This window comes from Malacoplasma muris (genome assembly GCF_046774425.1).
GTDB lineage: Bacteria > Bacillota_I > Bacilli_A > Mycoplasmatales > Mycoplasmoidaceae > Malacoplasma > Malacoplasma muris.
Map to the genome: position 1 here is coordinate 792,577 of NZ_CP177248.1, position 16,196 is coordinate 808,772.

Genomic DNA, 16,196 nt, shown 5'->3' on the forward strand with positions numbered 1-16,196 from the left:
ATTACCCCATAACGATTACAGATTGTAATCAATCTTTTAATTCAGATGTACTTGCAAAGTACATTCCATTATATACATAAGATGCATCAGTTATTACATCTGTATATTTTTCAAAATTTACATTTTTTAAAATTCAATTTTCAGCATTTACTCTTTCAGTAAAGTATACAGTTCCTTGATCTGGAAGTGTTGCTTTAAAGATTTCTTTTTCTTGTATTTCTGAATTTAATTTTGTATATTCATTATTTTGTAAAATGTCAGATTTTAAAACAGTTTTTGAATTTGGTGCAGCTTTTGTTTTAAATACTTCAAATAAAGCATCCTTTGCAGCATTTGTAGCAGCTGCTGCATCTGAAGTTTTAAATATCTCATTACTAATATTACCATCAGCTGGTAATGTAGTACCATTTTTTAATTCATTTGCTGAATTATCAGTAATATAGTTTGCTGCTTGTCCTGAATGATCAACTATACCTGCTGATGATCATACCTTTCCAGGTAATACAAATTCTTGATCATTTTTACCAGAAATTTTTCCATTTGTAATTTTTGGTAATTGAGCAACTTTTGTTGGTCTAATATTTTTTACAATATTATCAGCAATTACAGAATTTTGACCACCAGTATTAGATGAAATACCATTTCCTAACACATATGATGTATTTGACACATATTTTGAATTTGTATTTATACTACTAAAATTATATGTACCATTAGTTCCTTTAGTAATTCCAATATCAGCAATAACACCATTTATTAAATTTTCTTTTGTATCATAACTTCCATTCGCATTTTGAAAATCTGGAGAGAATGTGAAACTTCTTTTGAAGTTTTCACCTAAAGTAACCTCATCATTAGAAATTATTGTTAACAGTTGATCTCTTTTCAATTGTGAAATATCAAAATATTTAACTTGGTTATAATAATAGAATTCAGTAATTTGTGGTTTAGTAATTTGAACTGGAGGAACTAATTTCATTGCACTTATTCCGACTTGTTGTTTAACTTCAAGACCAAAGAATCTACTAGTAGTTAAACCACCATCTCAAATAAATTCAGTACCATCAGCTGTTGTATAAACATAGAAGTCTTGAATATTTGTTACTTTAATTAATTCATATACTAATGTGAATATTTCAAGTCCAGCTGCTGCAAGCCCTATGAAAGGTGCAGCTTTTGCAAATAAATCACCAACTTTTCCTATTGATTTAAAAATACCAGCAGTTGATCATTTTTTAAATATTGTAGGAGCACCATCATAATAAAGATGTCATGTTCTAAATCTAAAAGGAATTTTATTTTTAAGAGCAGTTCATTTATTTTTAATAGAATCTTTTACTGTATCGTAAACAGAACGTATTTTTGCAGGAAGACCATCAGGTCCATAAAAGTTATCTACAAAATCTTGAAGTTTCAAAGAATTTCTATATAAACTTTCAATTGCATAAGCTGCTCCACCTACAGATGCAAGTGAAAAGACTACTACTTTAGCAATATTTGCTTTATATAATTTTTCATTAGATATAGAATCATGAGTGTTAAATACACCAGAACCTGTTCTAAAATCAATTAAAGCATATATATATGATGTATAAATACTAAAATTTGGATCATCTTTTGTATTCTTATATAAATCAACTAGCCCTTTTGCTCTAACATCTCCAAGTTGAACTAACATTCCACTAGTATTTCATTTTCCAGTGCTAATATATTCATCAATCTCAGCCTTAAGAGCTTCTTCAGCTAAAGCAAACAAATAAGTGTTCTTAGCTGCAACACCTTTAATAAGTTCTTGAGCACTATTTCCATGAATTGTTTTTATTTTTGCAAGTTCTGTATCAATTGATGCAATTGTTGAACCATTATTAATCATTGATTGAAGTTTAACAATATCTGAATTTGTTGTACGTTTTATATATTCAGTTAACAATGCATCATAACTTGTTTTAGAAAATGTAGTAAATATATTTTCAAATTTTGCATAGTTTTGATAAAACTTATCTTCATTAATAATTTTGAAATCAAATAAATATTTTTGATTATACCCACTATATACTAGCGTACCAGCTAATGTATTAATATTATTAGCAGCACCAACATAAGCACTTATACCAGCAATTAAACAATCATATGTTTTAAATTCATTTAAAAAATATTCTGTTGATGTATTAAGGTCGAATTCATTGTTTCCAATTTGAAAGAATTCTTTAACATCAAATTTTTTACCATCTGAACTTCTAGTCAACAATGAACTATCTAATAATGCAAGTTCAATTGAATCTTGAATGAAATCAGCAACTTTTGAGAAATAACCAATTGTTAATGCAATCATATCATTTGTAGCATTCATATTGATTAATCTTTGCATAATGAAACTATACATCACTGGGATTTTATAGAATGTATTAAATTTTTTACCATTCATTAAAGAATTTAAAGTAGTAACAATTTCATTATATAAATCAGCATTATATGCCTTAACTTGTTCTAAGTATCATTCATCTAATGATTGATTATCTGCTGTTACTAATAAAGTTCTAAAAATATGTGGCTTAGTTTCATTTGTTTGAGTTTCTAATTTATTAACTTGGTTATCATCATTGATTACTGTTGTGAAAAAAGTTCCAATTAAGTTATCAATTACAGAAGACTCATAAACTTGTTTAGATACACCATTAGCTTTTTTTCACATACTTTTATTTGAAAAACTTCCTACATCCATATTACCTTTATAAAAATAAGGACCTATTAAGTTATGTTCATCTTCAATGCTATTATCAATAATATATCTACTTTCACCTTGATTAGATTGTACATGTTGATAATCTAAGTCTTCAACTCTAATATCACCAATCACATCATTAATATTTTTTCTATTAATATTAATCTGTTCTTGTGTGTTTGAATTAGTATATGTAACAACTTTTTCAGCATTTGCATCTATAAAATTCTTTATTTCTTTAATTGCACCATTTTCACTAGTATCAGACAATGAAATTGGATTAGATTTTACCCCATTTGGACCTTCAATAGTAATTGAATTAAATGCCCCTTTAGTATTTGGTAAATAATCTGAAATAAGATAATTTCTTAAAGTTTCTTTTGAGTTAAAGTACATATTATTAAAGTAATATGCATCTTGTACACTAAAATAACTTTTCATAGCATCATCTGAACTTGTTGTAAATCCACCATTACTTTTTTCATAAATAGTTTCTTTATTAGCATTAGCATTCGTTCCAGAATTCATGCTTGATCATAAACTATCATCCAAACCTAAAATACCAGTTGACTTATCAACATAATTATCAAGGTTTAAAGATGTACTATATTTTTCTGATTGTATTTGATTAGTAAATAAATACTGTCTTAAAGCCTCTGGAGTATCAAATGATCTTTTAACTCCATTCATAGTAACATATCATTTAGACTTCATACCCTCATTTTGATATTCTTGTACTTCTGAATTATTTTTAACATAATCAAAAGCAGAATCAACAGAGCTGAATGATTTTCCATCAAACTTATAAGAAGCAATACTTCTTTCAATTTGTGTAATTCCAACAGCTACAGGAACTGCAACCATTGTACTAGCCATTAAACCAAGAAGAACATTTTTTCTTGTAAGAAATTTTGAATTCTTCTTTTCAATTTTTGCTAGTTTAACTAAATTTGTTTTAACTACATAATTATTCGGTTCAGTTATATTTACACTATTAAGTGACTTTTTTTTCATAAATAATTCCTACCCTATAAATAACTAAATAATGTGGGAGACTAACAATGTGTAACTACACATTTTGTAGTCTACAACACTATGATTAAAGATATTCTATAATAATGGCAATACCAACATAACCTATAATTTTATATGGTTATTAGAAGTTAGTTATACAACTTTATATTATAAAAATTATAAATAAGAGATTTTATTAATGCTTTTTTAAATTAACATATCATTATTTCATTAATTGAATATGAATATGTTTTATCTAACATTATCCATATTATTACATATAATTATAAAATAGTAAATACTAGGAAAAATAATATGAATACACTCAAATTTAAATTTGATAAAAAACTCAAATTAAAAGAATATTCATCCAAATATTTTATTTCGACTCAAAAAATATTTAAAGAAAATAATTTAGGAAATGATGTAACCCTAAGATTTTTTCATTTTAATGATACAGCTATGGTTTGCGGAATAGAAGAAACAATACAGTTATTAAAATTTTGTTTAACAAAAAAAGAATTTAATTCTTTACAAATATGATATGAACAAGATGGATCAATAATAGAAAAAGAAAAACCAGTATTAATAATTAGAGGTAACTATCAATATTTTGGACATTTGGAAAATGTAATTGATGGAATTTTATCTAGAAGATCATCAGTTGCTAACAATTGTTACAGAATAATAAATGAAATACAAAGAGATAAATTATTATTAATGGCAGATAGAAGTGATGATTATTCATTACAAAAATATGATGGATATGCAGCATATATTGGTGGTGTTAAGAATTTCTGTACAAAACAACACATTGAATTAATAAAAAATAAATCTGATGTAAATTATCTTGGTACTGTTCCTCATGCTTTAATTCAACAATTTAATGGTCAAATAGATAAAGCATTAATTGCATATCAACAATCAATTAAAGAAGGACCAATTGTAGCTTTAATTGACTACAATAATGATTGTTTATCTGAAATACAAAAAATAGCTAAATTACCATTTAAAATTGATTCTATAAGAATTGATACATCTAATAAAATTGTAGATAAATCACTACAAGTTGGGAATTGAAAAAACAAAAAAGAATTATATGGTGTTTGCGACAAATTAATATTAGCTTGTAGAAAAGAACTAGATAAATATAACATGCATAATACAAAAATAATAGTTTCTAGTGGAATCAATATTGATAAAATAAAACATTTTAAAAAAAATAAAATTCCTGTTGATTTTTTTGGTGTAGGCAAATCATTATTGGAAGTAAATGTTCACTTTACAGGTGATTTAATTAAATCAAATGAAAATTATCAAGCTAAATTTGGTAGAAATAATAACATTGATAATTTAATTGTTAAAATGAAAAAAATATAAAAACACATAATAGCAAAACTATGGCTTTGTGTGTTTTTATTATACATAATTTGTAATCCAATAATTAATATGCTCTTGCAAAATAAACTAGTTTAGCATTATCCTTGTTGGTAAAAAAACATTTTTGATTACTTGAATTTTGATAATCTGCATTATGATCTCAACTAATACAACGAGATGATGCACCTGTTAAATCTTTTAATCTTTTTTCATCTTCTTGATTACCATTTCAATAGGCTAATGCTATTTTTTTATTTTTAATAGCTAATATAAATTCCTCTAAATTATTGACTTTAACAATTGAGTCTAATAAGAATTTTTCTGCCTTTTTAAATAATTCTTCATCATGTTGTAATAATAAATTTCTAAATAAATCAAAATTAATTTCATTTAATGAATAACCAATTTTTTCTTGTGTATTTCTTTTATAAATTGTTATTTGATTATTTTCAACTTCTTTACTACCAATAATAATTTGGAAAGGTACACCCTTAACTTCGTATTCAGAAAGTTTTAGACCTATACCTTTTTCTCTATCATCATGTTTAAAAATAATAGAACCTAATGATGCTTTAACATGAGACAATACTTTTTCTAGTTTATTATCTTTTTCATTATTTGTAATAATAATATATTTGTAAGGTGCAATCAAACTAGGCAATACAAGCCCTTTATTGTCAGAGTGAACTAAAATCATAGCTCCAATTAATCTTGAAGAACAACCAGCAGATGTTTGATAAACATAATCAAAATTATTGTTTTTAGTTTGAAATTTAATATCAAAATTTTTAGAAAAATTTGTACTTAAATAGTGGGATGTTCCAACTTGCAACGCTTGCCCATCCTGCATTAATGCCTCACATGTAAAAGTCTTTGAAGCTCCTGCAAATCTTTCATATTCAGTTTTTTCTCCCATTAATACAGGAAGACATAAAAATTTGTTCATAAAATCTTTGTATATATTTATCATTCTAAAAGAAAAATCTTTTGCATCTTTTTCATTAGAAAAAATTGCATGTTGCTCTTGTCATAAAAATTCACTATTTCTTAAAAATGGTCTAGTATTTTTTTCCACTCTAAAAACACTACATCATTGATTTAACACAATTGGTAAATCATTATAACTGTTACAAACAGATTTAAAATAATGACAAAATGCAATTTCAGAAGTTGGTCTTATTACTAGTTCATCTTCTAAAACTTTATCACCTAACTTACTAATTTTAAATAATTCAGGAGCAAATCCTTCAACATGTTTAGACTCTTTGATGAACTCACTATATGGAATCATTAAAGGAAAATAACAATTTTCTGTTCCAACTTTTTTAAGATATTTATCCATTCCTTTTTGGATATTATTTCATATAGAATATCCATAAGGTTTTAAAATCATTGTGCCTTTAACTAAACCATATTCTATTAACTCACTTTCAAGGATTATTGAAGTATATCATTTTGTAAAATCTATATCTTTATCAAAAATTTTTCCCATTTTAAATTACCTCTCCAAAGTTTGTTACAACTCATTGAATATCATCATCTTCTTCACATGAATCTAAAAATCTTGTTAGCTTTTCATAATTTTCATTATCAAGATTTATATAATCATTTGGAATATATCTCACTTCAGAATTAACTAAAGTTAAATTAGATTCATTTAATTTATCTCTCACTACATAAAAATCCTTTGGTGTAGTTAATACTTGTAAACAATCATCATTTATTATGATATCAATATCATCAATTCCAAGTTCCATACATTTTTCCAAAATAATTAATTCGTAATTATTTGCTTCTTCTTTTTTTTCTTGATCTTCTAATTTATTTAAAGGAATAATAATCTCACCACAATACTTAAAATTCATTTTAACACTATTTGGTGTAGCAATATCAGCTTTTAATTTTGATAAATATCCTTTTAAAGAGCTTAATAAACGGTTTTGATTATCTGTTAACCCCATTACAATAATAGCAAGACCTTTAGGCCCATATATTTCAAATAAATAATCTGTTTGATTATCCTTATCTTTAGTTGCTCCATTAATATTTCTATCAATTGAATCTCTTGATAAATTATTTTGAAGTGCTTTATCAATAGCAGCTTTTAATCTTGGATTTGCCTCAGGATTTGTTCCTCCAACTTTAGCTGCTGCCTTTATTTCTTTAGCAAGTTTATTTCATATTTTAGCTTGCGATTGTTGTTTTTTATTAATTCCAGATGCAATTAAATGCTTTCTTGGCATAACTTTTGCTCCTTAAATACTTATTATTATACTTTTAAAGATAAATAAATTTTTAATTTTTATCTTTTGATTTTTTAGCATTTTCTATTTTATATTTTTTTATTCTTTCTTTATTCACAAGTTCTTCAATTCTATTTCTTTTTGCTTTTCTTTTTACCTCATTTATTTTTAGCTTTATTTTCTTTTTATAGTTTGGTTTTACTTTTTTACTACTTGTTTGAATAATTTTTCTTATTTGGACATCAACTTCAGTTTCCTTCTTTTCTCTATTTTTAAATTTATAATCAAAATCTATAAATTCTCCTTTACTATATTTTTTATTATTTCAATTGATTCCTTTTTTTTGTAATCTAATTATTTGATAACTTGTAGAGTTATCTAAAAACACATAAGAATCTCCATAATAATTACTACGTCCTGTTCTACCAGATCTATGTATATATCAAATATCTTCTTTAGGCATATTTCAAGAAATAATATGACTTGCTCCATCTATATCAATTCCTCTAGAAGCTAAATCTGTTGCTACTAAAAAATTTAAATTATTATTTTGAATATCTTTAAAAACATTTTTTCTATCACGACTTGATAAGCCACCATGAAGTTGCAAAACATTTTTATTGTTTTTATATAAAATTTTATAAATCATTTCTACATCTTTTTTTGTGTTTGCAAAAACAATGCAAAAATATGGATTAATATTATTTACAAGATTTAAAAAAACCTTTTCTTTATCATCTTTATAATGAATAACATAATGGTTAATTTTTTTGTGTTTTCAAATCTTATTTGAAATTTTAACAATTTCTGTATTTTTAAAATACTTTGATAATTGAACACTTAGTGTTTCATGCAATGTTGCTGAAAATGCAATTTTTTGAATTGCATCACTTTTCTTGAAAAAACTAAAAATACTATCAATTAGTGGAAAGAATCCAAGATCTACTAACATGTCTGCTTCATCTAAAATAATTTTATTAACACTCAATAAATTAACTTTATATTCTGTTAATAAATCATTTAATTTTTTTGGGGTTGCAATTAAAAGATGTGGAGGATTTTTAGAAATTATTTGAAGATTATTTTGAGTACCACCAATTAATGTTGATATTTTAATATCATTATTAAATTTTTTAAAATAATTTGCTTTAACATATATTTGTTTTGCAAGCTCTCTAGTTGGCGAAATAATAATAGATTGAATGTTTTTCTTTGATAAATCAATAGAATCAAAAATAGGAAATAAAAAACAATAAGTTTTTCCTGTTCCTGTTTCTGATACACCTATAACATTTTTATTATCCAAAATTAAAGGTATAGATTTTTTTTGAATTTCTGTAAGTGTTTTAAAATCTAAACTATTCAATACTTCTTGTATTCAAGGATTTTTAAATCATTTTGCCATTTTTTATCCAAACAATTATTAATAAATATTAACAATAAAAATAATACAATAATTTAGACAAAAAAATACACCAAATATTGGTGTATTGATTATGCTTCAAAATTAATTATAAATTTATACTTGATTCAAATTTTTTCTAAGAATGCTTCAAGTTTATAAATATTCCATTGTGTCAAATATTCCATTAAAACATCAGGATTAAATTGTTCTCGATAACAAATCTCTTTTGAACAATTTGTATACTTAAATCATAATGATCTAAAAGCATCTTTATTAATTAAATATCTTGGTTCAATTAATTGATATCAAAATGCTAATGTCACATTTAAAGGTTTTCCCTTAAATTTGAATAAATCAACATTTAATTCATCATCTTTTTGGATTCTTGTTACTGATACTTTCATTTTGTATCTCCCACTATACACAAATTATAATATATCTATCTTTTTGAAATAACTATTGGTTAAATACACTATTAGTTATTTTATCAAAAAAACTAGTTTTTTCAGTTAGTAATTCATTTAGGACCAAGTTGAGTATTTAATCTTGTATCATAAACTGTTAATTTACTATTTTCTAATATTGATACTAGTGCTGTAGCTTGAATATTAGTATCTGCAGCTGCTGTAAATAATAAATTATAAATAATATCATTTTTTGAAGAAGAACTACTAAAGACTTGTTCAAAACTACTTCAATCTTTTAAATCACTATTATTTATTTGATAAACAAATGCTCCAGATTTTATATTATCACCATTTGAATTATCAGTAACAGGAGTTACATCACTATTATTAGTATTTCCAGTTGGTTGTTGTCCTATATAATTATCTCTTCTTTGAAACATTACATCTGTAAATTTAGTTGTATCATTTACAATGCCTTTTAAAATGGTTTTCTTTTGTTCAATTTCTGTTGCAGATTCAAAAATTTGTCCAGCATCAAAAGCTTTTGTTTTATTCATTAAATCAGTTGTTAATTCAGAAATTTGTGATTCATAACTATATGAATCTATTAAATTCAATAAATCTTGTTTACTTCCATAAGAAAATAGAACACCTTTTTTTGTAGAATTATCAATTGTTGGATCAACAAATAATCTGTTTTTAATTGCAACACTATTAATTGTAGAATCTTGATTTATTAATCCCATGTACCCAAGTTTACCATCTACAAAATTATAGTAATTATTGATTTCATTTGAAATATAAGCATCTGCATTATTTTGTGACACATCAACTATTGCATTATTAGTTTTTAATCCTGTATAAGCTGAAGTGTAATTATTATTAACATTTTGTTGCATATTATTAACATTTAATAAATCACTAACTTTAGTAATACTATTTGGTTTAGTAGTCAAAGTTGAATTATATGTGTTTACTCATGCAATATATGAATCTTCTCCAACAACTATTTTTGTCTTTAAATAATTTAAGAATTCTTGACCATTATTATTTAATAAATATTTTGCAGTAGAAATTAACGTTAAAAGAGAAACTTGATTTGTTATTGTTGCATTATTCTTAACATTCATTGATTTCTTATATAAATCAAATTTGTAATTATTTAACTTATCTTTATCAAATGTAGTTTCAGTATATTGAGTTCATTTATTTGTTAATCCATTAAAAGTAGAAGAAAAATAATTGTTAATCAAAGCTGTATCTAATTCAGTTTTTGTTTTACCAGCAAATGCTTGATCTTTGAATTTTAATGTATTTAAATCAAAATCAGTATCAAGATACTTAGAAAGTATATCAACTTTCATTGAATCACCCATACTATTTGAATCGCTTCCATAAGCTAGTAAAATACTATTTACAATAAAATCATTTGAATAAATATATTGACTATATTTAAACCCCCCAAAATTACTTGTTAATGGTTTTAAATTTAAAGCACTAATATATGGATTAATTCTTTCTAAATATTTACTATAAGTGCCTCCAGTTTCAAAAGGATCTTTTGAATTAGGAAGTTTAACAGTATTTGCAACATCATAAATATTATTGGTTTTAGTAAAAATTCATCCTGAAGCAAATCCATTCTTTTTAGCATCAACACCATAATTATTAGAATAAGTTTGTTTTTGAGAAAACATCTTTTCATTATATTCTTTTACTTTATCTATTTTAGAAAGTTCCATAGCATAATTACTATAACTTTCATACAAGTACTTTAAATTAAGATCTAATATTGATGGATTAAATATTTTTTGTTCCTTATCTGTTTCTATATATTTTGTAATTAAATAATCTGTATTATTATTATAAAAATTTGTTAATTCCGTTTTAATATCTATTTCTAATCCCTGTTTATTTTCTGTTGATTTACCTAAAAAATAATGAAATAAAACAATTTGTGCAGCATTCTTTTTTGCATTAGCTTCATCACTTGCAGATGCAATATATTTTTGTCCTTCAATTGCAATAGCATGTACACCAGCTTCATCTCTAATAAATAGGAAATCATTTAATTTTGAATTAGCATTTGGTTGAAAAGCATCAATTGCATAGATATCATTATTTGCCAAAGTTTTTAAAGGACCATTCATATTTATGAATTTTTTTGCAAGATCTGATTTTATTTTAACTGCACTTGGATTTGATGAAGTAGTTGTTGAAATAAAATTACTTGTAATTACATCTAATCCATTACTTGCAGTTGTAGTAATATCTTTTTCTCAATTAGTTGTAGAAGTAGTAGTTTTTGAATATGCTTTTTGAAATAAATAACTACTAGCTGCTGCAAATTCTATATAAAGATCATTATAGATACTTCCATTTTTTGCAAATATTAATGTTGAACTATCTGTGGTATATCCCTTATCGATATTTCTTATACCTAATTCATTTTCAGTTGCTTCACTAGAATAATAATTTTCATCATTTTTTGCATCATTTACAAAGTTTGTAAATTGTGTAATTGGACCTCCATTAGAATTTGAAGTTCCATTTGTAGCAAAATATGGGAAAGAATAATTTCCAGTTGCTGTCTTATCACTAATGCTTGAAGCATCTTTATTATAAATATTACTAATACCTTCTTTTGGAGTTCCATATTTTCACAATACCATATTTATAATATATGGATTTTCTACTTGAACTCATTGATCAAAAATAAATTGCTGAAATTTAGCATATTCTTTATCAGCATATGGATTCTTATTACCATTCTGAATTGCATTTTCTGTAAAAGCAAATTTATATCCATCATTTTTAACACTTTTTCTTATTTGGTCAATTGTTGGTTGCATAGTAACAGAAGTTGAATCATTTATATCTACTACAGCTAAATAATCTTTTTCAAAAAGTCTTGTTGCAAATTCACTTTTTGCTCATTCAAGCATTTTCTTTTTCTTTCAACTATCTTCAGTACCACCATTTGGGTCTAATTGATCTTGTTGAAATTTTAATTCATGATTTGCACCATTTGTATTAGTTGAATTTTTTAATTCATTTTTATAATCATCATCAACTGTTTTCTTTTGAGAATCATATGCTCTTTTAGTTACTTCTTGACCTGATTCTTTTGAAAGTCTATCAAATCAATCTAACAACAAAGTATTAGCAACATTTGAAGCCATTGCTTTTGCACCTGCATCTGTTTTTAGTGCTTGTTCTGCAACTTGAGCAATTGAATAATTATTTGCAAAAGAAGTTCCATTACCTTTACTAAAAGTTTTTTCAATTAATGTCTTATCTATAGAAGAACAAGATGTTAAAATAGTTGGAGCAGCAACTAGTGTTGCTAAAGAACCAATACCTATTAATATTTTTTTATTTCTAAATATATTTTTTTTCATAACTATATCCTTCTAAAATAATTATTTAATTAAATTATTCTTCTTTGCTTTTTCAATTAGATAATCAATAACCATCTAAATTATTATTTGTTCTTTTATCATATGAAATAACTTTATTTTGAGATGATACTTTATTTAATACTTTTTTTTGAATTGAACCATCTTTTGATGCTTCTGCAATTAAATTAAAGAAGATTTCATCACTATCAATATCAGTTAATTGTACTGCATTACTTCCTTTATTACCTTTTAACCCATTTAATAAACTTGCCTTTGTTGCTAAATCATTCTGATTTAATTGAATAACTGCAGCACCTGAACGCAAAAATGGACTATCAGTTGTAGGAATAGGGTCTGAATTAGATTCTTGAATATAAGTATTTCTAGCAGTAAACATCTCAGGTTTAATTTGTGCATTATCTATAATTTTTTTAAGTTCTTCTTTCTTTTGTGTTAAAGATAACTCAGAATTATTATATGTACTTAAATCTAAATGTTTAATTTTTCCTGCAATATCATTTGAAACATTTTCTAAATCTGCTTTTGTTGAAACAGAATCAATGTATGATTTCATTTTTTCAATTGATTCATATCCATACAATGCACCTATTCCAGTATCATTATTTACTCTATCATTTGTAAATAGACGTTCAATTATTGTAGAACTTAATGAATTTGATGCATTAGTTTGAATACCTTTATAACCAACCATATTACTTACAACATTGTAATAACTTGAACTATAACCAAAAGCACTTACCATAATCTCATTATTATAAAGAATAGCAGTAGTGCTTGATTGATCTATATAGTGAGATGTTAAACTATTATCTATATTCATTCTAATTGCATCTGCTTTTAACATTTTTTGAACATTATCACTAGAAGCTCTACCTAAAAATGTATTTTCTGAGTTTTCTCAAACTATAAAGGCATTTTGACCATATACAATTTTTGTTTTCAAATATTCTAATAGTTGTTTTGAATCATCCTCTAATAAATATTTCACAGAAGCAACTGCTGTTAATAAAGATAGATAATTTGTACTATAGGTTGAAAGACTTGTATTTGAATTTTCTTTAATATATAAATCTTTTTTATATTTTTCTAAAGCAGCTTTATCAATTTCATTATCATTAATAGATGGTGTTGTTGAAGAGTTACCACTTGATGTTGCACTATAGTTAAATCATTTATTTTTTTTATCATTAAAATTTTGTCCAAAAAAATAATTTGCAAAAGCACTATTCATTTTAGTATCATTTGGAGATGATAATAAAGTCCCTGCTTTAAAACTTAATGTAGTAAAATCAAAAAAATCATTTCCAATATAATTCTTTAATATTTTTATTTTTACATCATTACCAATATTGTTACCATTATTTACATAACCATCTATTGCTGCATTCAAATACTTATCATTTGAATATACATATTCACTATATTTAAAGCCTGCAAAATTTGATGTTAAAGGCATAACTGTATTTGCTTGTATAAATGTTGAAACTGCAGATTTATAAGTTGTTAATAATGTATCACTATTAGAATCAGATTTTATAACATTTGTTAAATCATAACCATAATACTTATTATATATTTTTAAATGACTAGTATTACCTAATGAATAAATCCATTTTGATGCCAATCCATTCTTATATGTATCAACACCATAATTTGATGAAAATTTTGATTTTGCATCAATCATTTTAGTAATGTAATCTGTCTGTCTATTTTCAAGTTTTAAACTATTAATATAATTAAGCAATGATTGTAATAATGTAGAATAACTAGCTTTTTTATCTTCAAATAATTTGTCTAAATCAAACATCTGTTGTGTATTTGTATCATTTGATTTGTCTTCATTTGCATTAAATGTTTTAAGGGCATATTCTAAAATTAAAGAATTAGTGTTATTACTAAAATATGTAGATAACTCACTTTTTAAATCTATTGTAAATCCTTCATTAGCTTCACTATTATTTCTTCCCATTAATGCATGATACATTACAATATCACCAGCTCTTTTTCTAGCATCACTCATTGATGTAGCTTTATTTATGTAAGTATCACCATCAATTGAAATAGCATGAACACCAGCTTCATCCCTTATTAACATAAATTTATTCAAATGAGTATCACTTACTTGGAAAGCATCTATTGTATAAAGATCTTTCTTTTGTTGAATAATTGGTAACAATGGATTACTTTCATTATTCTTTATTATTTTATTAACTAATGCTTTATCTAATTTTGTTTCATTTAAATCAGTAGCAGTAGTTTTAAAACTTGTATCACTTACAAATTCCTTTGTAATAATATCAAATCCTAAAGTAGAAGCAGTATCTGGTGTAATAGACTTTAATATATTCTTTTTTGCTACAGGGCTTTGTGCTGTAGTTGAGCCATTTTGTGTTACACTACTTAATCCAGATCCATACAAATAACTACTAGCTGCTGCAAATTCTATATAAAGATCATTGTAAATACTTCCATTTTTTGCAAGAATAAATGTTGAATTATCTTCTGTAAAATCTTTGCTAATCTTTTTCAAACCATAAGTTGTATTTATTTCAAAATTATTTTTTGTTTTTGCTTCATTTACAAAATTTTTATATTTAATAGTTGTAGATGTATTGTCATTTGTTGTAGGTTCTTGAAAATATGGAAAACTATAACTTCCAGCAACTGTGCTTGTTGTTTCAGACTCTCCACTATCACCATTGCCTTCTCCTTCAGTAGATGTAGAATTCAATGTTGAAGAAGCAGTAGTAGTTCCTGTATTAGTGCTATCATCTTCTTTTTTAGCTTCTACATTATAGTAATCACCTACTCCATTTGCAGATGATGGTGTACCATACTTTCATAAAACCATATTCACAATAAAAGGATTTTCATTTTGTACTCATTTATCAAAAATAAATCTTTGAAATTTTGCATATTGTACATCTGCATGAGTTATTTGATAACGATTGGAACTAATAGCATACTCATTAAATCCAAATTTATATGTTGGGTTATCACTTAATGCATTAAGAATTGTTTCAGGACTTGGATTATTTTCAACTTTTGTTCCATCTGTACTAACTAATGTAAAATAATCGTCAGCAAATAACTTATTTTGCAATTCAGTTTTTGCTCAATCAATCATTTTCTTTTCTTTTCAACTAGCTTCAGTTCCTCCATTTGGATCTAATTCTTTTTGTTGAAAAACAATTTCTCAATTTTTTTTATTTTCCTTTTTATACTTATCAACTAAATCATTATACTCTTCATTAATAGTTCTTCTTTTTTCATTCAATGAATTTCTATATTGGACTTGATTATCTTGATTAGCGCTATATTCCATTCATTGAAGTGCTAAAGAATCTGCAACTTTGCTCATAAATGATTCATATCCAGAAGAATTCTGCAATGCATTTGTAACAACTTCAGTAAGAGAAAGGTTTGATGTAAAAGCTTTCCCATCTCCTTTTGAAATAGTATTATTAATAATTTTTTGCATTTCTGATGTTGAACATGATGAAAGAAATAATGGTGTAGCAACTAAAGTTGTACCCACTAAACCAAATAATATTTTTTTCTTATTTAAAATTGATTTAATTTTTCCCATAGTATTACCATTAT

General features: G+C 25.0%; 8 protein-coding genes. 1 reads left to right on the forward strand and 7 read right to left on the reverse strand.

From position 1 onward, the window contains the following. Window position 1: 1 nt before the first annotated feature. Window positions 2-3,736, reverse strand: a complete 3,735-nt coding sequence (locus tag ACLFO7_RS03260; RefSeq protein WP_412032078.1) for a hypothetical protein — start codon at window positions 3,734-3,736, stop codon at window positions 2-4. A gap of 315 nt (window positions 3,737-4,051) precedes the next feature. Between ACLFO7_RS03260 and ACLFO7_RS03265 the strand changes: the two genes are divergently transcribed. Then, a complete protein-coding gene (locus ACLFO7_RS03265; protein ID WP_412032079.1) occupies window positions 4,052-5,116 on the forward strand; it encodes a nicotinate phosphoribosyltransferase in 1,065 nt (354 codons plus the stop codon). 64 nt (window positions 5,117-5,180) lie between these two features. Here ACLFO7_RS03265 and proS read toward each other — a convergent pair whose 3' ends face one another. The 6 genes from proS to ACLFO7_RS03295 all read right to left on the reverse strand — a co-directional run bounded on the left by proS (window position 5,181) and on the right by ACLFO7_RS03295 (window position 16,182). Then, window positions 5,181-6,608: a proline--tRNA ligase gene (gene proS, locus ACLFO7_RS03270; protein WP_412032080.1), complete on the reverse strand. Its 1,428-nt coding sequence runs from the start codon at window positions 6,606-6,608 to the stop codon at window positions 5,181-5,183. Between the two features lies 1 nt (window position 6,609). Then, window positions 6,610-7,359: a YebC/PmpR family DNA-binding transcriptional regulator gene (locus ACLFO7_RS03275; RefSeq protein WP_412032081.1), complete on the reverse strand. Its 750-nt coding sequence runs from the start codon at window positions 7,357-7,359 to the stop codon at window positions 6,610-6,612. A 52-nt stretch (window positions 7,360-7,411) separates the two neighbouring features. After that, window positions 7,412-8,764: a DEAD/DEAH box helicase gene (locus ACLFO7_RS03280; protein WP_412032082.1), complete on the reverse strand. Its 1,353-nt coding sequence runs from the start codon at window positions 8,762-8,764 to the stop codon at window positions 7,412-7,414. Between the two features lie 89 nt (window positions 8,765-8,853). Next, complete coding sequence (locus ACLFO7_RS03285; protein ID WP_412032083.1) at window positions 8,854-9,168, reverse strand: hypothetical protein; 315 nt, start codon at window positions 9,166-9,168, stop codon at window positions 8,854-8,856. 92 nt (window positions 9,169-9,260) lie between these two features. After that, a complete protein-coding gene (locus ACLFO7_RS03290; protein WP_412032084.1) occupies window positions 9,261-12,572 on the reverse strand; it encodes a DUF3713 domain-containing protein in 3,312 nt (1,103 codons plus the stop codon). Between the two features lie 34 nt (window positions 12,573-12,606). After that, the gene (locus ACLFO7_RS03295; RefSeq protein WP_412032085.1) at window positions 12,607-16,182 is read right to left on the reverse strand and encodes a DUF3713 domain-containing protein; all 3,576 of its coding nucleotides are present in this window, start codon (window positions 16,180-16,182) and stop codon (window positions 12,607-12,609) included. Window positions 16,183-16,196: the final 14 nt, after the last annotated feature.